The 21,233-nt window shown below is 67.5% G+C and carries 17 protein-coding genes; 12 read left to right on the forward strand and 5 right to left on the reverse strand.

The genetic code is table 11. From position 1 onward, the window contains the following. The first annotated feature begins 128 nt into the window (after positions 1–128). Positions 129–1,625, forward strand: a complete 1,497-nt coding sequence (locus tag ACFVWD_RS18000) for an FAD-binding oxidoreductase (RefSeq protein WP_389597155.1) — start codon at positions 129–131, stop codon at positions 1,623–1,625. 179 nt (positions 1,626–1,804) lie between these two features. On the opposite strand, the gene ACFVWD_RS18005 is transcribed toward ACFVWD_RS18000, so the two are convergent. After that, positions 1,805–2,152, reverse strand: a complete 348-nt coding sequence (locus ACFVWD_RS18005; RefSeq protein WP_389597156.1) for a hypothetical protein — start codon at positions 2,150–2,152, stop codon at positions 1,805–1,807. Between the two features lie 53 nt (positions 2,153–2,205). Here ACFVWD_RS18005 and ACFVWD_RS18010 point away from each other — a divergent pair, with 53 nt between their 5' ends. From ACFVWD_RS18010 to ACFVWD_RS18025, 4 genes are all read left to right on the forward strand, one after another. Then, positions 2,206–2,652 (forward strand): hypothetical protein, encoded by a 447-nt coding sequence (locus ACFVWD_RS18010; protein WP_389597158.1) that lies wholly within the window; start codon positions 2,206–2,208, stop codon positions 2,650–2,652. A gap of 343 nt (positions 2,653–2,995) precedes the next feature. After that, positions 2,996–3,619: a DUF6230 family protein gene (locus ACFVWD_RS18015; RefSeq protein ID WP_389597160.1), complete on the forward strand. Its 624-nt coding sequence runs from the start codon at positions 2,996–2,998 to the stop codon at positions 3,617–3,619. A gap of 203 nt (positions 3,620–3,822) precedes the next feature. Continuing rightward, positions 3,823–4,179: a DUF6114 domain-containing protein gene (locus tag ACFVWD_RS18020; protein ID WP_389597162.1), complete on the forward strand. Its 357-nt coding sequence runs from the start codon at positions 3,823–3,825 to the stop codon at positions 4,177–4,179. Further along, entirely contained in the window at positions 4,169–4,885 is a 717-nt protein-coding gene (locus tag ACFVWD_RS18025; protein WP_389597163.1) for a hypothetical protein, read from the forward strand. Before ACFVWD_RS18020 ends, ACFVWD_RS18025 begins: the two co-directional genes overlap by 11 nt. 62 nt (positions 4,886–4,947) lie before the next feature. Here the strand turns inward: ACFVWD_RS18025 and ACFVWD_RS18030 are convergent, their stop codons facing one another. Next, positions 4,948–5,559, reverse strand: a complete 612-nt coding sequence (locus ACFVWD_RS18030; RefSeq protein ID WP_389597165.1) for a DUF4232 domain-containing protein — start codon at positions 5,557–5,559, stop codon at positions 4,948–4,950. A gap of 187 nt (positions 5,560–5,746) precedes the next feature. After that, positions 5,747–7,402 carry a trypsin-like serine peptidase gene (locus ACFVWD_RS18035; protein WP_389597167.1) on the reverse strand — a complete coding sequence of 552 codons (1,656 nt, stop codon included), beginning with the start codon at positions 7,400–7,402 and terminating at the stop codon, positions 5,747–5,749. A 1,208-nt stretch (positions 7,403–8,610) separates the two neighbouring features. Here ACFVWD_RS18035 and ACFVWD_RS18040 point away from each other — a divergent pair. The 6 genes from ACFVWD_RS18040 (at position 8,611) to ACFVWD_RS18065 (ending at position 15,536) form a co-directional block, all read left to right on the forward strand. Further along, on the forward strand, positions 8,611–9,057 hold the full coding sequence (locus tag ACFVWD_RS18040) for a GntR family transcriptional regulator (RefSeq protein ID WP_389597168.1): 447 nt from the start codon (positions 8,611–8,613) through the stop codon (positions 9,055–9,057). Next, positions 9,054–9,965, forward strand: a complete 912-nt coding sequence (locus ACFVWD_RS18045; protein WP_389597170.1) for an ATP-binding cassette domain-containing protein — start codon at positions 9,054–9,056, stop codon at positions 9,963–9,965. Before ACFVWD_RS18040 ends, ACFVWD_RS18045 begins: the two co-directional genes overlap by 4 nt. Continuing rightward, positions 9,962–10,948 carry a transporter gene (locus ACFVWD_RS18050; protein WP_389597172.1) on the forward strand — a complete coding sequence of 329 codons (987 nt, stop codon included), beginning with the start codon at positions 9,962–9,964 and terminating at the stop codon, positions 10,946–10,948. Before ACFVWD_RS18045 ends, ACFVWD_RS18050 begins: the two co-directional genes overlap by 4 nt. A gap of 210 nt (positions 10,949–11,158) precedes the next feature. Continuing rightward, the gene (locus tag ACFVWD_RS18055) at positions 11,159–12,277 is read left to right on the forward strand and encodes an acyltransferase family protein (protein WP_389597174.1); all 1,119 of its coding nucleotides are present in this window, start codon (positions 11,159–11,161) and stop codon (positions 12,275–12,277) included. A gap of 105 nt (positions 12,278–12,382) precedes the next feature. Beyond that, on the forward strand, positions 12,383–13,162 hold the full coding sequence (locus ACFVWD_RS18060; protein WP_389597176.1) for a polysaccharide deacetylase family protein: 780 nt from the start codon (positions 12,383–12,385) through the stop codon (positions 13,160–13,162). 61 nt (positions 13,163–13,223) lie between these two features. Next, entirely contained in the window at positions 13,224–15,536 is a 2,313-nt protein-coding gene (locus ACFVWD_RS18065) for a hypothetical protein (RefSeq protein WP_389597178.1), read from the forward strand. A 182-nt stretch (positions 15,537–15,718) separates the two neighbouring features. Here ACFVWD_RS18065 and ACFVWD_RS18070 read toward each other — a convergent pair whose 3' ends face one another. Further along, on the reverse strand, positions 15,719–17,065 hold the full coding sequence (locus tag ACFVWD_RS18070; protein ID WP_389597180.1) for a chaplin family protein: 1,347 nt from the start codon (positions 17,063–17,065) through the stop codon (positions 15,719–15,721). 429 nt (positions 17,066–17,494) lie between these two features. After that, complete coding sequence (locus tag ACFVWD_RS18075; protein WP_389597182.1) at positions 17,495–17,896, reverse strand: hypothetical protein; 402 nt, start codon at positions 17,894–17,896, stop codon at positions 17,495–17,497. A gap of 942 nt (positions 17,897–18,838) precedes the next feature. Here ACFVWD_RS18075 and ACFVWD_RS18080 point away from each other — a divergent pair. Continuing rightward, positions 18,839–21,163, forward strand: coding sequence for a SpoIIE family protein phosphatase (locus tag ACFVWD_RS18080; protein WP_389597299.1), 2,325 nt, complete (start codon positions 18,839–18,841; stop codon positions 21,161–21,163). Positions 21,164–21,233: the final 70 nt, after the last annotated feature.

The raw sequence follows: 21,233 nt of genomic DNA on the forward strand, positions 1-21,233 counted from the left end.
ATGCCCGCTTGCACATATCCGCCTTCGGAATGCCGCCATCTTCCTCGATTAGCGTGTCGGACAAATGGCCATGGTCGCCCTTGTTACTGTGCGGACCCCAAGGGCTTTCCATACAAGGGATACAGACCATGCACGATTATTCTCGTCGCGGCCTGCTCAAAGCGACGGCGGCCGCCGGCGCCGGCGCGGTGGTTCTCCCGGGCATCGCGGCCGCAGAAGCCCCGGGCGCGAGCGCCGCGACCGAAGAGGCCGAAGGCGCGAATTGCAAGCCGGCGAAGCTGACCGGTCGCATCGTCCGTCCCGAGAACCCCGGGTACGCGAGTGCGAGCCTGGGTTGGGACGAGTACTTCGCTCACTATCCGCTGGTCATCGTCTTCGCCCAGAACACCCAGGACGTGGTCAACGCCCTGACGTGGGCGCGGCAGAACGACGTCGCGCTGCGGGTGCGGAGCGGCCGCCACAGCCTCGAGGGCTGGTCGAACGTGGACAACGGCATCGTGATCGACGTCAGCGAGTTGAAGTCGGTCCACATCGACACCGCCTCCCGTATCGCGACAGTGGGGGCCGGGCTCAACCAGTTGGAGGCCGTCACCGCGCTCGCGAAGAAGGACCTCGCGGTGACGACCGGGACAGAGGGCAGCGTGGGCCTGTCCGGTGCGACGCTCGGCGGTGGTCTCGGCTTCCTCACCCGCTACCTCGGCATGGCCTGCGACAGTCTTGTGGGGGCCGAGGTCGTCGTCGCGTCGGGTGCCGAGTGCGCCAAGGTGGTCAAGGCGGACCTGAACAACCACTCGGACCTGCTCTGGGCGCTGCGCGGGGCGGGGAACGGCAACTTCGGGATCGTCACGTCACTCACCTACCAAGCGGCTCCGCTGAAGAGCGTCACTTATGTGCAGGCGACTTGGAAGGGAATCGGGGACCTGCACGGGGTCTTCGACGCATGGCAGCGCACGGCACCGACCGCCGACAACCGCCTCGGAACCCAGGTCGAGATCCACAGAAACCAGATCCTGCTGTTCGCGGTCCTCGCTGAAGGATCGCCGGAAGAGGCGAACGAGTTGCTGGCCCCGATTCTGTCGGTCGGCGACCCCCAGGTCTCGGTGCAGGTGGGTAACTGGGGCGACGTGTACGCGGGATTCCAGATTCCGACCGCGGACGAGCCCGCGAACTGGAAGTTCTTCTCTCAGTTCACCAGAAAGCCGTTCCCGAAGAAAGCGATCAGCCTGATCGCCTCATTCATGCAGGACGCCCCCACGGACGACAGCAACTTCTTCACCCAGGCCTTCGGCGGGGCGGTCAGGAAGAGCCCCCGCGGCGGCACCGCGTTCCCGCATCGCGACGCGCTCTTCTACTCCGAACCCGGCGCCGGCTGGGGGACTCGGACAGGACAACCAGGTGTCTGCGACCCTCTCACCCCGCAGGCCCAGGCCTGGATCGCCGAGTTCAGCCAGGCACTACGGCCCTACGTGGACGGCGCCTACGTCAACGTGCCGAACGTCGGAATGCAGGACTGGGAGACCGCCTACTGGGGATCCAACTTCGACCGGCTGCGCAAGACCAAGGCGAAGTACGACCCCCGCAACGTCTTCCAGTACGAGCAGAGCATCCCGCCCGCGTTCTGCTGACCGGAACGACGGAAAGGGCCGGCCCCGGAGGAAACCCCTCCTGAGCCGGCCCTTCTCGCTGTCGACGGACGCGGTGCTCGTGCCCGAGGCCGGCCGGTTCGCGCCGGCCGCGCGGGTCGGGTTCCAGCGCCTGGGGACTGCCCTGGCAGGCGTCCCGAATCCTCGGACCGGGACGCCTGTCACGCCGGCCCGTCGAACGCGCCGAGGATCAGGGCTTCGAGTTGCTGTGCGACCTGGTCCAGGGGCTCCATGCTGCGCTTGGCGCGGCACATGGCGATGGCGCCCTCGACAGATGCCACGATGAGGGTCGCGAGCCCGGGAGCCTGGCCGGGGGCGGCGCCGTGCTCGCGCAGCGCCTCGGCGAGCAACCGCTCCCAGCGGTCGAACGCCTCGGTGGCGGCGACGAGGGCAGGCGGAGTCTCGTCGGCCGGCGGCTCCTCGACGGCGACGGCCAGATGGACGGAGCCGACGCGCCACAGCTCCAAAATGCCGACGGAGTGTCGTCGTGCCAGGCTGAGAGGGATCACGCCGCTCCGGGAGCTCGGCTGACCGGATGGCCCCGCCACCCAAGGAGGCCGACATGGCCGGTGACGCCGTCCGATCGGGAACGGCCAATGCCAACCCGCGCCCGTGGCATGCGCCCACATCGAACACCACCGTCTTCGCGGCGGCACTGATGATCTTCGGTGGTGCGATGGCGATCTTCGAAGGAATCGCGGCCATCTCCAAGGACAGCCTGTTCATCGCGACGCGTCACTACGCGTTCGAGTTCAGTCTGGCGGGCTGGGGCTGGGTGCACCTCATTCTGGGCATCGTCATCGTCCTCGCGGGCTGCGCCGTGCTCAGCGGAGCGCTGTGGGCGCGCTTCTTCGGTGTATCCGTGGCAGGGCTCGGCGCGATCGCCAACTTCCTGTGGGTGCCGTATTACCCCCTGTGGGCCCTGACGTTGGTCGCCGTCAACGTCTTCATCGTCTGGGCTCTGTGCACGGGTATGCACAGAGAGGCCGACGACGGACGGAAGGCCTGAGCGGGTCCCCTGGGGCCGCCCGCCCCGGGGGTGCGGGGAGACCGTGAGCCACGGCCTGGCGAGATCTCCAGGAATGGCGGACTCCCCGGTCATGAAGTAGTGGCGCCTGCGACAAGTCGTCATTGGCGCCTACCGCCGTAGACCCGGGAGATCGCAGACATCGACGGCGTCACCGCACCGCGTGTCATCCGGATGCCGCAACGGAAACCGCATCACCCGTCCGGCCGACCCGACGTGCCGTCGCCTGCCGCGCCGGGAAGCCTAGGATCCGCCACTAGAGAAAGGGACGTCGCCTACCCCTGTCCGGCAACGGCGGGTCCATCTCATGACTGGAGGAGACGGGATGCTGCACCGCGCCGGCAGGACCTCCTGGAAGCGCTTTGCCGGCATTCTCGTCCCGAGTGCCGTGGCCGCCGCGGCCCTCGGTATCGGCATGGCGCAAGGAGCACTGGCCGCGTCGTTCCTCATCTCCGGCCAGAAGTTCCAGGTGGCCCTGGGTACTCTGGACGTCCGTGGTCTGAGCATCTACGGCATGGTGGACGTGAGCAGGAAGGGCGCCCTGGTGCCGGTCGTGGTCACCGGGGCCAGCCGTGCGGAGATCAGCGGGCTGTGCCAGTCCGTGGTGGTCCCGATCCCGGTCCTGGGCCCGTACACGCTGAGGGTCACCGGCGGCGAACGCAGGCGGGTCGAGGCGAAGAACTTGTTCCTCGACGCGACATCCCTGTCGAGCAGCCAGGCGAATTTCGACGACCTCGACATCGGTGTGGCGGCGGGAGCGGTCAGCAAGGGCCCGATCAGCCGGGAGGACAGGAAGTCCCGGTTCTTCGATCCCAACGGCTTCGCTCAGCAGGCGGATTCGGCCTTCCTGACCGACGTGCACTTCACCACGGTCGCGGTCTCGGCCGCCACGTTCAACGTTCCGGACCTCGATGTGCGCCTCAGGCAAGGCCACCACGAGTGCTTCTGACTCAGCTGTACGAAACACGCGCCTTTCGCGCCCGCTCGTCGCACACTCCCGCCCGCCGAACATCATGGAAAGCCCACGTGTTCTTCGAACGATTCGGCAGACGCCGGAACTTGCGCGTCGCCGCCACCGACGCCCGACGAGGATTCAGGACCTGGAGGGACGCACGTCCCTTCTGGGCAGGACTGTTCACCCTCGCAGCGGGCTTGCCCATCCTCTACTTTCCGTACGCGCACCTGAACTTCGGCGCCATCCCACTGGCACTGTCGACCTCGGCAGGCGCGGGGTCGCTGATCATCGGGGTTCTGCTCGTGGCCCTGGCCATCTCCCTCTGGTTCCACCAGCAGGTGCGCGTCTTCGCAGGGATCACGGTCATTCTGCTTGCCCTCATCTCGTTTCCCGTCGCCAATTTCGGGGGCCTCCTCATCGGGTTGGTTTCCGGCCTGATCGGCGGATCCCTGGCCTGTGCCTGGATTCCTCCGACGGGCGCCGCCGAGTCGCAACCCGCAGCGAACCGTGCGCCAACCCCCAGCCCCGCGGGTGAGGACCACGGTGGCAAGTGACGCCCTGACCGGCTGTGCGGCAAGCGGGCCGGAGTCCGGTTCCTGTCATCTGAACAGTGCGGTGAAGAGCCACTCGGCCGGCCAAGTGCTGCGGCCCCTCGCCTGCGCGCTGGCGGTGGCCGCCCTGTCCCTGGTCCTGCAGCTCGCCACACCGGCGGCCTCAAAGGCGTTGCTCGCCCCTGGCGGCACCCACACGTCCAAGGCACCAGCGGGCGTCGGCACGCCGGTCGCCCGACTGCCGGACCGTCCGGCGAACGTCCCCTGGGTGCTGCGTGCGGACAGACTCGTGCTCCACGGCAGTGCCTTCCGCGGCGTGGTCACCGTCCGGACCGCGGCCGGGTCCCAGCGGGTGTTGAAGTTCACCGCACGGTCGCTGGACTTGGGCGACCTCGACCTGACGTCGGGCCGCGGCCGCGCGGCGGTGCGTCTGCGGGCCAAGCCCGCGACCACGTCCACGGTCAAGGGCAAGGACGTGGTGACTCTGTACACCCAGAAGCTGTCCGGCACGCTCGTCGGACTGGGCGGCGATCCGCTCCCGGCGGACCGCCGCGTCACCGTCACGCCCGACACGCTGCCCCCGTGGCTCTCCCACCCCGCTGTTCCCACCCGCACGATCACCTTCGAGAACGTGACCGTTTCACAGGTCGCCCAGCTCAGCGGCGACATGTCCATCACCGGGCCGACCCTCAGCGTCGTGGCCCGGTGACCTGCGGCGTGGCGGAAGGGTCCCAGAACTCGTGGTCCGCCCTCCCCACGTGGGCCACGGACTCACCTCGTAGTGGCTGTGGGTGTCGCCGTGTAATGCGGTAGTGACAGGGAGATGGAGTCGCCGCAGGCGTCGATCTGTGCCGCTGCATGATGTGTGTCCATGACTGGGACGTTCGTGCGCTCACGGTCGGGGTTGTGTGGCGCCGAGACCAGCGCTTCGCCCTCATTGACGCAATAGTCGCCGGCGCCTTTCGCACCGCGGGGGGTGTATTGAAGGTCGACCGTTACTCCTGCCCCCTTGTGCAGAGTGATTGGCTTGGGGTGTCCGTGGCCGACGCCCTCAAGGCTGTTCGCCTTCCCGTTGTGGACGCTGAAACCCGGGTATCCGGCGAACACGCATGCCTTGGGCCCATTGTTGGCGGCGGTCAATAGCGCGTTGCGCCGACTACTGCTTTTCGCGGGGAGCAGGACCAGCGTCCACGTCAAAGAACCGGTTCGGCACTCGGTCGACTGCGGAGCCTCGGAGGAAGTGGCGGACGGAACGGACGGACTCGCCGAGCCACTTGCGTGAGTGGTGGTCCTGCCCTCTCCGGCTTCGTGGCCACAGGCCGTCACAGCCAAGCCCACCATGAGCACTCCCAACCCGGCGGTGAGACGTGTGGTCGCTCGCATGGTTCCCCCCTGAATGCATGGTCTATCCGTTTGACGAACGGTTGGGCGCCGCGGTCGCAGGCAGCGGCCGGAAAATTCTGTGTATCAGTGCGCGCGGGCCGCCTCGCCCGACAGTGCTTACCCGGTCGGCGCACGCAACCGGTGCCACGCGAGGCGGCCGCTGGGTCCTGCGGAACTGCTGTGAGTGTCAAGTGCCCGGGTAGACCAGCGTGTTCTCGGTACCCAGGGACGTGTACGCAGTATCGGCGTACAGGGTGGTCTCGCCGTCGGACCAACGAACGATCAGGTCGTCGTTGAAGGAATTGGGCGTGTAGTTGCCTGCCGTCATGACCAGGTCGTGCTTCCACAGGTCGTTGGGGTCGCGCATGCGGGCCTCGGCGCCGAGTCCCGCGGTCGAGGTGGCCACGTAGGTGTCGAGCTCGCCGTCCACCCAGCGTACGAGGACGTCCCAGTTGGCCTTGCCGCTGAAGTTCCCACTGGTCAGCAAGGTGGCGTTCTTCCAGGTGTCGTTCGGAGCCAGAAGGCGGTTCTCGGTCCCGAAGGTGCCGGCACCGACATAGGTGTAGAGGGTCAGTTCGCCGTCGACCCAGCGCACCATCAGGTCCGTGGCGTACTTGCCGTTGTGGAACTGCCCGGCCGAGATCTGAATTGCGTTCTTCCAGATGGAGCCGGAGGGCGCCATCTGGACTTCTCTGTTCATGCCCGAAGCGCTGACGTCCGGGTAGAGGGTGACCTCACCGTCGGACCAGCGCACCATGAGATCGGAAAGATCGGAGCCGGTGAAGTCTCCGCCTGTGATGGTTTCCGCGTGTGTCCAGGTGGAGTTGGGCGCCTGAAGCCGTTTCTCCGGGAGGAACCCGCCCTTGCCGTCACCGGGGTACAGGGTGACTTCGCCGTCGGACCAGACGACGATCATGTCGCTGCGGCGGGTCCCCGTGTAGTCGCCCGAGGCCAGCAGCTTCGCGTGCTGCCACAGCGCCGCTCCTCCAGGGAGCTTCGCCTGGATGCCCTGGTACGGGGGCAGGTTGGACGGAGGCTCCCGGTCGGCTATGGCGTCGGCGAGGAGGTTGGCGGCGTCGGAACCGAACGCCGGGGCATAGCTGATGTAGTCGACGTTCGCGTCGTTGCCGCCGCCGTTGTAGCCACCGAGGTTGCCGATGACATGGCCGGAGCGTGCGTCGTCCTGGTAGTCGGTGATCCACGGGCTGCCGGAAACGCCGCCGTAGTAGCCGCCACAGGTCATCGACATCTGACGGAACCCAGGCAGTTGCGTCGTCGGTACGGTGCACTTGATGGCCTGTCCGGCCCCGTTGTGGTCCTTGCCCGGATAGCCCACGACCGTGATGTCCTTGTGGCTGTAGCCGGTCGGCTGGGTGAAGGTCAGCCCTCCGTCCACGGCGTCCTGGAGCTGTCGGCCGCGCTGATTGGCCGAGACGCGCGCGAACGCGGTGTCCAGATCGGACCAGGGCTTCTTGGTCGACGAATGGCCCTTGTCAGGTATGTAGCGGGGGTCGATGAAGATGTGCTGGATGTGGAAGATGCCGTAGGGCTGCTGGTCGGGTCCCGCGCCCTTGATGAATTTCGGTACGAAGATGTAGTTGTTGCTGTAACCAAGTCCGCAGTGTGCTGCGGTGAGGATCACGTTCCTGGCCGGGGTATCGATCACGCTGCCGGTGCACGACCAGTTCGTACCGGTTGTGCTGCTGGAGCCGAAGAACGTTCCTACGAGACGGGTTCCGCCGAACAGGGTGCCGTTCTGAGAGGCGTTCCCCGCCGCTGACGTTGCGTGTTTGTGGGCGGACGGTGTTGACCGCAGGGTGTCCAGCGGCTGGGCGTCGGCCATGCGCTGTGCGGTCCAGTACTTGGCAGCCTCTTGAGCCTCCTGGCCCGCAGCCGCACCCGGAGACGGGGACGAGGTCGCAGACGGGGATGGGGTCGCAGACGGGGATGAGACTGCGGGCGGAGAGACGACCGCAGAGGGGCTCCGCGTAGCCGCGGACGCTGACGCGGCTGGTCGAGGCTTGTTCGTGGTGGTCGGCGTGGCAGGGTCCGCGACGGAGGACGGACGCAGTGACGGTGACGGTGACACGGCCCATGTGGTCGGGGCCGCAGCACCGAGCACGGCCGCGCACAGCACGGCGACGACTGGCAGGTGTCTTCGATACGACAACGTTCCACTCCTGTGGGTTTCACGGAATCTGAGCACGAAGAATCGACTCTCCGCCGACTCACGGGGTGCCAGAATTTGCTTACTGTCCCGAGTGGTTCAGCGGAAAGCCGGCGGTGGCGTGATGGATAAGGTGGTCAGTCGCACGCAACGGCACGGAGCAGCACTACGGCCGCCATTCCCTTGATGTCACGAGGTGGTGCTGGTGGCGGCTCTGCCGCGCTACCGAACTGGGAATTTCGCTGTCTGGTTTATCGCACGTGCCGAAACCGGCCACCGCGGAGTTGGGCCCTATTTCGCGGGGTCTTCAGCGGTCTCGCTGGTGAGTAGCACCTAGGAACATGGTTAGGTGCGCTCAGACTTGGCAGTGGTGTCCCAGCTGGGCCGGACGTTGCACAGCCTCGCACGGAAAAGCCCGGTTCGATGAGACGGGCGCCGCGCCGACAGCTGCCAGTGCGCGGTGGTCATGGCGGTACGCCGGCGACTTCGGCGAAAAGAGCATGGAGATTCCCCCTGAATCATGCCCGCCACCTGGTCGGATGGCAGCAGACCACGCGATGTTCGCATGAGTTCTCGAATCAAGACCAGTGAATTGAGCATAACTTGAGGGCTGGAGGCTGTGTCCTGAGACGTGGGAACGCGAGACCCCTCACCTACAGCGGCGCGACCCGAGTATGGAAGGTCCGGCCCTTGTCCGCCGCACGCGTCACAGCCGAAGGGTCAGGGCTGCCGGCCCGGCAGAGTTGCCGGGCCGCCGCGGTGAGGGTCGGCGGAACAGGGGCGACGAGGGCCGCTCGGGCAGTGCTCATGGTTGACATTCCTGCCACGGCTCCACCATGCTTGTATTAATTCATTAACACAAGCGTACTGAGCACACTGTGGTCATGGAAGGCGATGTGATCGAGTACCGGATCGACCGCGGCAGCGGCGTACCGGCCTACGTGCAGATCGTGGAGCAGACCGAACGGGCGCTTCGGATGGGCACGTTGAGGGTCGGGGACAAGCTGCCCACGGCCAGGGAGGTGGTGGCGGCGACCGCCATCAACCCCAACACCGTGCTGCGGGCCTACCGCGACATGGAGCAGGCCGGTCTGGTCGAACTGCGTCGCGGGCTGGGGACCTTCGTGACCCGGTCGCTCGCGCGGCCCGGTGCGGAGGACGACTCGCCCCTGCGCGCGGACCTCGCCGCCTGGACGGCACGCGCACGGGCGGCAGGACTCGAACGGGCCGACATCCTCGCCCTGGTCACCGCCACCCTGGACGCCTACGACAACGAGCAGAACAGACAGCAACACCCCGGGCGACCGGGAGCGGAAGAGGAGGACGCATGACCGGGCCTGACGCGCCCGCCGCGCTGCGCGCCACGGGACTCGGATTCCGGTACCGGGCGCGAGGCGGCTGGCCCCTGAGGGACTGCGAATTCACCGTGCCCAGGGGCCGTGTCGCCGCCCTCGTCGGACGCAACGGCTCCGGCAAGAGCACCCTGCTGCACCTGGCCGGCGGCCTGCTGCGCCCCCGCACCGGGGAGATACAGGTACTGGACGCCGTCCCGGGGACTCCCGAGGCCCGTGCCCGGGTCGCTCTGCTCACCCAGGACAAGCCGCTCTACCCCCGCTTCACCGTGGCGGACACCCTGCGGATGGGGCGGAAGCTGAACTTCTCGTGGGACCAGGCTGCCGCCGAGCGGACCGTCCGCGAGGGCGGCATCGCACTCGCGGCCCGTGTCGGCGAACTGTCCCCCGGGCAGCGCACCCGCGTCGCGCTCGCCCTGGCGCTCGGCAAACGGCCCGAACTGCTGCTGCTCGACGAGCCGATGGCCGACCTCGACCCCGTGGCGCGCGCTGAGATCATGGCGGCGCTGATGGCCGAGGCCGCCGAGCGCGGCACGAGCATCGTGCTGTCCTCGCACGTCCTGCCCGAACTGGAGCAGACCTGCGACTGGGTACTGGTGCTGCGGGACGGGCGCATCGAGCTGAGCGAGGACGCCGAGGCACTGCGCGAGAACCACGCCGTACTGACCGGGCACGCCGACCGGGCCGACACCCTGGCCGCACGACACACCGTCATACACCGCCGGGCCGGTGGCCGACAGCTGACCGCCCTGGTACGGCAGCAAGGGCCACTGCGCGGCGACTGGCACGTCGAGCGGCCCAGGCTGGAGGACATCCTGATCGGCTACCTCCACGCCGACGACACGGTGCGCCCGGCCGACGCCGAGCGGACGGAGGCCGCGGCGTGAAGGACTCACTCCGGAACGGTTCCCTCTGGAACGGTTCCCTCTGGCTCGCGTGGCGTCAGCAGCGAGTGCTGGTCGGCGTCGGCGCGGCCCTTCTGGCCGCCGCCGCGGCGATCGCCGTGTACTCCCGCTCGGGCATGCTGGACGCCCTGCACAGCGGGCTGTTCGACCACTGCGGCACCGGGCCGCTGTACTGCACGCGCCCCGACACCGGCCTGCCCGTGCTGCTGGACACCGACCCGCTGAAGTACCTGGGGATGTTGAACATCGCCCTGCCCGTCCTGATCGGCGTCTTCTGGGGCGCCCCGCTGCTGGGCCGGGACCGGGAACTGGGCACGCACCGCATGGTCCTTGCCCAGGGCATAGGCCGCGGTCAGTGGTTCGCTTCCCGGATCGCCCTCGCCGCGGCGACCACGGTGGCCGTCTCCGGCCTGCTCGCGGGAGTGTTCGCATGGTGGTGGCGACCCGCCGCCGACCGCAGCTACGGCCTGTTCTGGTACGACAACACGGCCCTGAGCGGCTCGGGCCCGCGCGTCGTGGCCGCCGCTCTCTTCGGTCTGGCGGCCGGCACGCTGCTGGGTCTGCTGGCTCGCCGGGTCCTGGCCGCGATGGGCCTGACCTTCCTGGTGACCGGGGCGACGACCCTGCTGCTGGAGTGGACGCACAGGACGCGCCTGCTGGTCTCGCCGCATACGTACGTAAGCGCCGGCAGCGTTCCCAAGCCGCCGATGGGCGAGAAGTGGTCGACCGGCCACTACGGCCTGATCACCGCCTCCGGCCGCCACGACGACGTACTGAACTGCCCCTTCCCCTCGGGCGCCGAGCTCAGGGAGTGCATGGCGCAGCACGGGTACGTCGCCCGTTTCTACGAAGCCAACCCGGCCGGCGACTACTGGACCTTCCAGTGGACCGACACCGCCGTCCTCGGCGGCCTCGCCCTCCTGCTCACGGCCGCCACCGTGCTGCTTCTGCGCCGCCGCGTCTGACCGCGCCGCAGCATCGCGTCTGCCATTCCCTCATCAGGGGTCCCCCTCGATCCGGGCCCCTCCTCAACGATTCCCTCAGTACGGAGGTCACTTCACCATGCCCGCCGACGCCAAGTCACCGAAGAAACCGCGCAACAACCGTGCCGCCGCCACCCACAGGATCGGCTACGACATTCTGATGGCCGCCAAGAAGTGAGGTGCCCCCGGAATGTGGACACTCAGACGCGCCTGGCCGCAATAGACGGGCTCCGCCTGGTAGCAGCGGTGATGGTGGCTGCGTATCACTTTTTAGGAACGCCCACCCCGCACTTCTGGGGAAAGACCGAGCTCAGGGATTTCGCCCCGTTCCTGCATGAGGTCAGCCGCTACGGCTGGCTCGGCGTCGAGTTCTTCTTCGTCATCAGCGGATTCGTCATCTGCATGAGCTGCTGGGGACGGACTCCCGCACAGTTCACCGTCTCCCGCATAGCACGGCTCTTCCCGGCCTACTGGTGCGCGGTGCTCCTGGTCGTCGTATTTGTCCTGGTCGCACGGATGGGCCATTGGCCTGCCGCCACGCACATCGACACTCGTACAGTTCTGGGAAACCTGACGATGGTTCCGGGGCCACTGGGGGTCAAACTGGTCAGCGGAGTCAGCTGGACACTCTGGGTGGAGGCTCGCTTCTACCTACTGATGGCCGTGCTGCTCGTCTCCGGTCTGTCCTATCGGCGGATGGTGGCCTTCTGCGGAGCCTGGCTCCTGGCCGGTGTCATCACCCTTGAACTTCACTCGCCACTGCTCAACGAATTCGTACTGACCCGGTACATCGGCCTCTTCGTCGCCGGGATCGTGCTCTACCTCATGCGCAGGTTCGGACGGAACCTCCTGCTGTGGCTTCTGCTGGGTTTCGCCTGGTGCTACGAACTCACCGTGCTCGAACTCCGGGTGGCCGACCATGCCACCACGTCCCCCGGCGAGGGCCGGCCCTCCTGGGCCGTGTGCGCGGCCATAGTCACACTCTGTCTCGGGCTGCTGGCACTGGCCGGTGTCGGACGGCTGGCGGGACTGCAATGGCGTTGGCTGGTCACCGCCGGGGGGCTCACCTACCCCTTCTACCTAGTCCACCAAAGCATCGGAATTCCCTTGGCCAAGGGCTTGATCAAGGCAGTTCCGGGGCTGGGGCCGTTGCCTTCGATGGCGGTGTCCGTCATCTGCATGCTGGGTCTGGCCGCGCTTGTCCACACGTGGGTGGAGCGTCGGCTCGGACGCCTCCTGAGGCAACGCCTGACACTTGACGTGCACCTGCAAGACTTCGCTACGAAGCCGGGCTTCACCAGCACGCGGTAGCGGGTTCGAGTGGTCCCGCGGTCGCCGCGCTCAGAGCAACCTGGGCGCCATGAAGGTCGTCAATAACCCATTGCAGCAACAACTCGCTCCAGCGAAAGGTCTCGCATGCCCCTGAACGTGCGAATACGACGGTCTCGCATACTCATCGCCGTCGCAACAGCCGTGGCCGCCGCCCTGGCCGTCGCGCTGATTCTGGCCCTGACGGTCACGACCTACGATCACACCTCGCCACGAGCCGCCCGCGGCAAGGCATCGGGATCGGTGGCCGGGAACGTCGACTGCCGCAAGGCGAAGTGCGTGGCCCTCACCTTCGACGGCGGCCCCAGCCTGACGACCCCCAAGCTGCTGGACATCCTGAAGCAGGAGGATCTGCACGCGACGTTCTTCGTGCAGGGCAAGGGCCACATCGAGAAGTACCCCGAGATCCTGCGCCGCATCTCGCACGAGGGGCACGAAATCGGCAATCACACGTGGTATCACGAGGTTTTGACGGATATCGACGTGAACGACGCCCGTCAGGAGCTGACCCGGACACAGAGCGCCATCGAGAAGATCACTGGCACCAGGCCCATCCTGATGCGTCCGCCGGAGGGCCGCACCAACCGCGAGGTGGCCAAGATCTGCCGGGACTTGGGACTGGCGCAGGTGCTGTGGAGTGTCACGGCCAAGGACTACGAGACGACCGACTCGGCCCTGATCACCAAGCGGGTGCTCGACCAGACCCACCGCGACGGCATCATCCTGCTGCACGACCTGCACAAAGGGACCGTGCCCGCCGTCCCGGGAATCATCAAGGCGCTCAAGCAGCGCGGCTACACCATCGTCACGGTGTCGCAGCTGCTCGCCCCTGCCAAGCCCCAGCCGGGGATGGTCTACCGGCCTTGAACAACCGCTTCCCCGTGCTAAGTTGCGCTCCTTGATCGTGAAGGTTATGTGGGGGCCTTTCATGAAGCTGGCGCGCTTCTCGCCGCCGACCGCCGCAGCGCTGCTCCTGGGACTGACGACCGTCATCGGTCCCGGCGCGGTCGACTCGTACGCGACGTCGGACGTACCGTTGCCGATCGCGCACTTCGCGCACATGGTCGTGGACGCTCCGCACGGACACCTGTTCATCAGCGGCGGCGCCGGCACCGACGGCATTCTCGTCACCGACCTCGACGGCGGGAATCCGACGATGATCAGTGGCGAGCCGGGTGCCACCGGTCTCGCCCTCTCCGCCGACGGATCCGCGCTGTACGCGGCTCTCCCGGACCAGGACGCGATCGCGGCGATCAGTACGGAGAGGCTGACCGAGTCGACTCGTTACGGCACGGGCGCGGGCACCCATCCGGACTCGCTGGCCGTCGCCGGGGGCACTCTCTGGTTCGGGTACGGCACGGTGGGCGCCGGCGCCGGCGGCATCGGATCCGTCGACGGGTCCGGCACGGTCGCTTTGCGGCAGGATTCCGGCACTTGGGCAGCACCGCCGACGCTGGCGACGACCCCGACGCCCTCCGGTGTACTCGCGGCCGCCGTGCAGACGGGCGACACCTCCGCCTTCGTCACGTACCGGGCCGAGGGTGGCGCGCTGACCCGGCAGGCCGTGAAGGCGCTGCCCGTTCCCGACCTGAGCGACTTCGCGGTCACGGCGGACGGGCTGCACCTGGCGGTCTCCTCCCGGTCGTACCCGAGGGACGATCGCTACCGCACCTCGGATCTGGCGGCGGACGGGCGATTCGGCATGCCGGTGGGCCCCGGTGCTGTCGCCGTAGCTCCGGACGGCACCGTGGCCGGCGGCGAGGACGACTACGGGTTCGCGGCATTTCCGGAAACGGGCGAGGGCTACTACCACGAGTACGACTACGGGTATCCACTGCGCCTGCCCGCACACGGCCTTGCCTGGGCACCGGACGGGAGCCGGCTCTACGCCGTGGGCGTGGACGGCTCCGGGGGAACACCGACGCTCCGGACGGCTCGTAACCCGGAAACCGCGTGGGTCCATCTCAACGGACGATCGACCACCACTCCGCTCGCCCCCGGCGAGGCCTATTCGTTCCAGGCGGGCTTCGATTCGCCCCTCGGCCTCGGTGCCGGAGAATCCATGATTCCGGGCACCGTACGGGTCACGCGCTACGACGACGCCGATCCGGACGGCGTGCTCATACCGGACCCGACAACCACCCCGGCACACGGATCGGTCGACTTCTTCGGCTCCTACTACGTGTCCGGCACCGCTCCCCTCACCGGCCCACTGAGCTTCCGCGTCGACTACTCCGGAAGCGGCCACTACGGCCCGGCCGGTCAGACCTTCGACATCCCCGTCGCGAAGTACGCGCCCACCATGACGCTGACAGCTCCCTCCACCGGCGACCGTGCCGCGCCGATGACCGTCACCGGGCAACTCACCTGGCCGCACGCGCATGTGACGACGGGCGCGGTGCGCGTCGTCAAGACCGACCTGGCGCACCCCTCGGGCCACTCGGTGGGCACCGTGCCCGTCGCCGCCGACGGCAGCTTCGCCTTCCACGACACCCCGCAGGTCGGCGGCGCGAACACCTACGCGTTCACGTACGACGGTGGCACGTCGTACCTTCCGGTCACGGCGTCGGCGAAGGTGCAGCTGTCCCGAGCCACTCCGAGCGTAAGTCTGACGACCGACGCGAAGTCGTACCACTCCGGCGCGACCGTCAAGGTCACGGCGCACCTGGGGCCCACTAACAATTCCCGTCTCGTGACGCTGTACGACCAGCCTGCGGGCAAGCCGCGGACGCAGCTCAAGAGCGGCAAGGTCGACGCGCACGGGAACCTCGTCGCGTACTACGAGGTCACTCGCAACACCGTCTTCAGCGCGGCCTTCGCGGGTGACTACCACTACGCGCCGCGCACGGTGACCACCAGTGCGACCCTCACGCCGACGGTCCGGACGGAGATGCAGTGGCCGCTGACGACCACCCGCGTCGGATCCACCACGTACCAGATCTTCTACAAGTCCGAAGTCAACCTGGGCTACAACCTCCAGGTCACTCCCCATCAGTCCGGCGGCTGCGCAACGGTGTACCTCGAGCACTACTACTCGGGGGCCTGGCATCAGGTCACCTCGCAGGGTTGCGTGCCCCTGTACTCCGACGGCTGGTACGGCTACGCCCGGGCTCTGAAGCTCTTCGCGAGCAACGACCACTACCGGATCCGCGGCCACTACACGCCACCGGCCAAGGGCGCACAGACCGCCGGCGTGTGGAGCCAGTGGACCTACCTCACGGTCCGCCCCGGCAGCCCCTGATGAGGTCGAAGCCCTCGGGGCCGTCCAGCACCCGCAGCTGAACTATGGCTGTCTGCCACTGCGGGCAGAGTCGACGTTGTCTGCCCTCGTTCAGCGGCGTTGGTGTCAACCGGTGATGTCGGCCGGACGGTCTGTGCCCGCCGGGACCTGCCCGGTCCCGGCGCGGCGAGTGACCTGGTCGGCTAGCCGTTGACGCAGACGTTGCCCGTCGCCGGGTTGAGCAGTCCGATGACGTTCACGGAGTTGCCGCAGGCGTTGACCGGCATGTCCACTGGTACCTGCACCACATTGCCGGACAGCAGGCCGCCCGAGCCCGTCGCGGTGCCCACCGCTGTTGCTCCCGTCTTCTTGACGGTCAGGGTCGCGGGGTCCGGGGGATTCAGGCCAACCGTGGTGATCGCTTCGGGGCGGTTCACGTAGGTTCCCGCCTTGTCGGCTGTGACGTTCACCGTGACCGTGCAGGACTTCTCGCCGGCGGCCAGGTCGCCACCGTTCAGAGCAACGGACGCGCCCCCCGCCGTCGCGGACACCGTGCCGTTGCCGCAGGTCGTCGACGCGTTCGCGTTCGAGGCCACCTTCACCCCGGCGGGCAGGTTGTCGGCGAAGCCGAAGTCGTTCTTCGCGGCCAGTTCACTGGTGTTCGTCACCGTCATGGTGAGCGCCGACGTGCCACCTTTGTCCACGGTGGCAGGACTGAACGCCTTGTCCAGTTGCGGAGTCGCATCCAGGATCCGGATGTTGTCGAATGCATGGTCATTACCGAACCATTCGCCTTGTCCATTGACCATCTTGATGCCCAACTGGCCACCGTTGAACAGTACGGCTCTGTTGCCGGCGAACGTCCCGGCCCTCAACCCGCTTCCTCCGGGATAGGGCTTGGAGTTGGGATCGGCGCAGGGATTGATGGGGGTGGTGAAGGTTGGGATGTCTGCCCCGTTGCCGGTCAGATAGAACTTCAGCAGCGGAGGAGCGGCTTGGTCGCAATTCACGGCGGCTGCATCCACTGCGAAGGTGATGTAGCGGTTCGGCTTCGCGATCGGGATCGGCCGCTCGGTCCGGAACTCCACCCGGTCGGTGCCAGGTGGCAACCAGTTGGTGTAGGCCGCGACCACGTGGTTGGTCGGCGGATTCGTTCCGCCTGTCTGTCCCAGCGCATTGGCCATGTTCTTCAATACTGCCGGGCAGTCAGGCTGATCAGCACCGGTCTGATCGAGGATGATGCCGTTGCACTGTCCGTGGTCAAGCCACGGGGGGTCGGCCGTGTATGTCTCGTTGAGCGGCGGAGCGCCGACGTAGTCCTCCAGGAAGATCGGAGTCTCGCCTGCGTTTTCGAAGCCTTCGGCGAACACCGTAACCGGGGCCTGCGGGGCCCCCGGAGTGCCAGGTGCATGCCGGGCGTTCACACCCAGCGGCATCACCAGGGCCTGGGCTTGAGAGGTCAGCGGAGCACCCGCGATCGCAAGTGCTACCAGGGACACCGGGGCAGTGCGCGTGCGCCAGGAAAGCTTAACCGCGGAAATTTCCACCATCTCTTTTCCAATCACCACGACGTACAAGCGACAGCGGACATGGGAAGAAATGGCGCAGCCCAGACCATTAACCATGCACCCCGATAGGCGGGTCGCCGACATTCCAGCACGCGCCCTCAAAAGAAGACAAACGGCGGGCGCGGAGACTGCATTTTTCACCGCATTGGTCGCACTCGGATCAAATCCTGTGGACGTATATCAGAATTTGATCCGGTGAATCTTATGGGTGTCGGTGCCTTGGATGGCTGCCCGCGCCCGCTTTCTCTGAGTCGGCAACGACCGCACGGTGCGACACGTGGCCGGAGGGCCGAAGACTGCAAGGAACAGTCTTCGGCCCTCCGGCTGGATGTGGCGGCCGTGCCGGCTATGACGACGACGGGTGGCGGAGGGTGTGGGCCTCCGCGTCACAAGCACGGCCTCCAAGGCGGGCTAGCGGTGGCCGAGGTAGCGGTCCTGATCCCGGTGCCGGTCGCCGTACCAGCCGTGGCGCCCGTCCCGGTCCTGGTCCCGGTCGTGGCCTCGGTCCCAGCCCCAGCCCCGGCCCCGGTCGCGGTCCCGGTCGTGGCCTCGGTCCCAGCCCCGGTCGCGGTCGTGGCCCCGGTCCCAGCCCCGGTCGTGGCCCCGGTCCCAGCCCCAGCCCCGGTCCCGGTCCCGGTCGCCGAAGTGGCCGTCGTGGTCGTGGTCGCTCCTGTGACTGTGCGAGTAACCCCTCCCGTTGTCGCGGTCGTGGCCGGCTCCGGCGGCCAGGGCCGGCATGGCGGCCGCGGCGACGAGTGCACCCGAAGCCACACAGGTGGCGATCAGGCGGACCGTCGTACGAGAAACAGACATGAATCTGTCACCTCACGTTCGTGCACACCGACCCTGGTCTGGGCCGGGCGTGCAATCCGTAATTCCCGGCTCGGTGCCGAGGCCCACACTGTGGCCCTCCACTGCGACACCGGACCAAGGAAACGATTCGCGTTACAAAGTGCAGATATATCCGTAACTCTCCCTTGTATGGGTCATTGATGCTGGGAAGGGACCTGGGTGTCGGTCCTGTCCTGGCTTGGAATCACGCTGAGAGCAGGAAGAAAGGCAGCTGACAGTCCGTGACACTCTTGGCTGTCTCGCTGCCTCAACTCCTTCGAACGGCCCAATGGCTTCAGTAACGACGGGAGGCCTCTGTTCGGGGGACGTTGCGGTCCGCGGCGAGGGTCGCCAGTACCTCCACGGCGTTGGCGAGACAGTCGGACCCGGGTCGACATCCGCCAGGCCCCTGGCGTCCCGTGTCGTATCCACCGGGTGAGCCGGTCGTCAGACCTGTATGCAAAAGGGCACCCGTCTGGCTCGGGAAAACGTTCCTCCGCGTGTTCACGGGGCTTCCCGGCCTCATGTGTGCTGAATCCGTTCGCGGAGCGTCTGTGTAGCAGCGCCGCTGGTGATCTCTTCGTCCTGCGCGTCTTTCGAAGCCCCGCCACGCGTCATCGTCAGCGAGCCTGCGTCAACTGTGAGTGATCTCGGTTCAGTCGTCCCGTCACGGGTCACGTCGCCGCTTTCCCACGGTGTTCTCCGGCATGCGAGCGGTGGTCTGTTCCGGGTCGGACGGAGTGGGGTTACTGGACCGCGTGCAGGCCCGACGGGTGCGCAGGTGGGTCGAGGCAGGCCGCCTGAAGTTTGCCATCCCATGGTCCCAGGAGCACTGTGGATACTGCCTGCGACAAGAGATCAGAGACCACTATGCACACCTGGGGCAGGCGGAACACTCGCCAATTCACCAGTGCTCGCTTGGACGTGTCCGCTGCGGCAGGCGTGCTGGACCGGGACGGCTGCGTCACCCACTGGAGCAGTGGTGCGCAGGAGCTGCTCGGATACGCCCCTGTTGAAATCATCGGCAGGCCGGTGGACGACCTGCTGACGGCCGAGGGAACGCTGCGGCACCGCGACGGCCTCCCGCTGCACGCGCAGATGCACTTGTGCCCGCTCCAGGACACCGATCGGGATTGCGGCTTCCTGCTCCTGCTGACGGCCGTGCCCGAGGCCGCGACAGGCACACCACGTGATGCCTTGCTCCCGCAGTGGATGTTCGAGCAGCAGCCGCTTGCCGTTGCCATCTGCGACCTCGACGCGCGCCTGCTGCGCGGGAACCAGCCGATGCTCGGAGTGGGGGGCTTTTCGGAGGAGGAGGCCCGCGGTCGGCGCCTGACCGAGATTCTCCAGGGCAACGCGATCGAGGATGTGGAGCGACGGGTCCTTCGGGTGGCCCGGACCGGGAAAGCGGAAGCGGCGGAGCCCATCGTCAGGCTCCCCGGGGAATCCAAGGCGCACGCCTGGGCCATGGATGTCTTCCCGCTCAAGGACGCGCACGGCTCGGTGCGTGCGGTGGGCGTTACGGCGTCCGACTACTCCCAGCAGTACGACTCCAGGGAGCGCATCGCCTTGATCAGCGAGGCCAGGACCCGCGTGGGTACGAGCCTGGACATCGTGGGAACCGCACGAGAATTCGCGGAACTCGCTGTCCCTCGCTTCGCCGACTTCGTCAGCGTGGACCTTCTGGAGCCTGTCTTCCAGGGTGAGCTGCCCGCGCCCGTCCTTCCTCGGGGTGGCACTGCCTTGTGCATGGCGGCATACCAGTGGGCCGCCGGGCACGCGCTCGACGCGGTGATCAGCGCTACGGAAGTGCACACCCACCCATGGTCGTCGCCGGTCGCGCGGTGTCTGGCCGAGAGCCGGGCCGTTCGTCACAGCACCAAGGATCCCGAGATCATCCGTTGGCTGGCCGAGGATCCCGTTCAGGCGTCGCTCGCGGAGACGTTCGGCCCCCACTCGCTCATCGCTGTGCCGATCCGTGCGCAGGGCGTTTCCCTCGGGGTAGCCCTGTTCGTCAGGTACGCGGCCTCGCATGAAGAAGCCTTCGGCCCGGACTGCACGGCGATCAGCGAGGACCTCGTCGACCGGCTCGCGATCTGTCTGGACAACGCTCGCCGGTTCACGCGGGAGCGCGGCATCGCGCTCGCACTACAGCGGGCCCTGCTTCCCCGGGAGTCGACCGTGCACCCCGCTGTGGAGACGGCCGCCCGTTACCTGCCTGCGGGCGGCGGCGCCCAGGCAGGCGGCGACTGGTTCGACGTGGTTCCCCTGCCCGGAGCACGAGTCGGCCTGGTGGTCGGCGACGTCGTCGGACACGGCATCAACGCCTCCGCGACCATGGGCCGCCTGCGTACCGCCGTGCGCACCCTCGCCGACATCGACCTGCCACCCGAGGAACTCCTCACCCACCTCGACGACATCATCACCCACACCGCGGGTGAGCAAGGTGGCGAGCCCAACGGCGAGATCCCCGGCGACATCGGTGCCACCTGTCTGTACGCCGTTTACGACCCGGTCTCCGGCACCTGCTCCCTGGCCCGCGCCGGCCACCCCGCCCCCGTGCTGATCCACCCGGACGGCACCAGCAGTGTCATCGACATGCCCTGTGGCCCTCCGCTGGGACTCGGCAGTCTGCCGTTCGAGGCGGCGGACATCATCGTGCCTGAAGGGGGCCTGCTGGCACTGTTCACCGACGGTCTCCTCACCACCCGGGATCGCGACGTCGACGAAGGGTTCTCCGACCTGCGTGGCGCCCTCGCCCTCCCGGCCACCTCGCTCGATGCTCTGTGCGACACCGTCCTGGACACCCTGTGCCCCGAACCGCACGCCGACGACGTCACCCTGCTCCTGGCCCGCCCCTGCGTGTTCGACGAGGACCGCCTCGCCAGCTGGGACCTGCCCAGCAATCCCGCGGTCGTCGCCGACGCCCGCCGGCTCGCGGCGGAGCAGCTCGCCCTGTGGGGACTGGCGGAGGCCGCGTTCGTCACGCAACTGGTGGTGAGCGAGCTGGTCACCAACGCGATCCGGCACGCTGGAGGGCCGATCCGGCTGCGGCTCATCAAGGGTGAGACGCTGATTTGCGAGGTCAGCGACGGAAGCACCGTCAGTCCTCATCTGCGCCGGGCCCGAGTATTCGACGAGGGCGGCCGCGGCCTGTTCATGGTCGCCCAGTTCACTCAGCGCTGGGGCACCCGCTACACCCGTACCGGCAAGACCATCTGGGGTGAGCAGGTGCTGCACATGCCGTAGGTACGGCAATCCCACGGCAATGCGCGAATGACCGTTGCCGACCGCTCGCTTGTTCATAATGGAAAAGCAG

The sequence above is a fragment of the Streptomyces sp. NPDC058086 genome (genome assembly GCF_042885015.1).
In the GTDB taxonomy this organism is placed as follows: domain Bacteria; phylum Actinomycetota; class Actinomycetes; order Streptomycetales; family Streptomycetaceae; genus Streptomyces.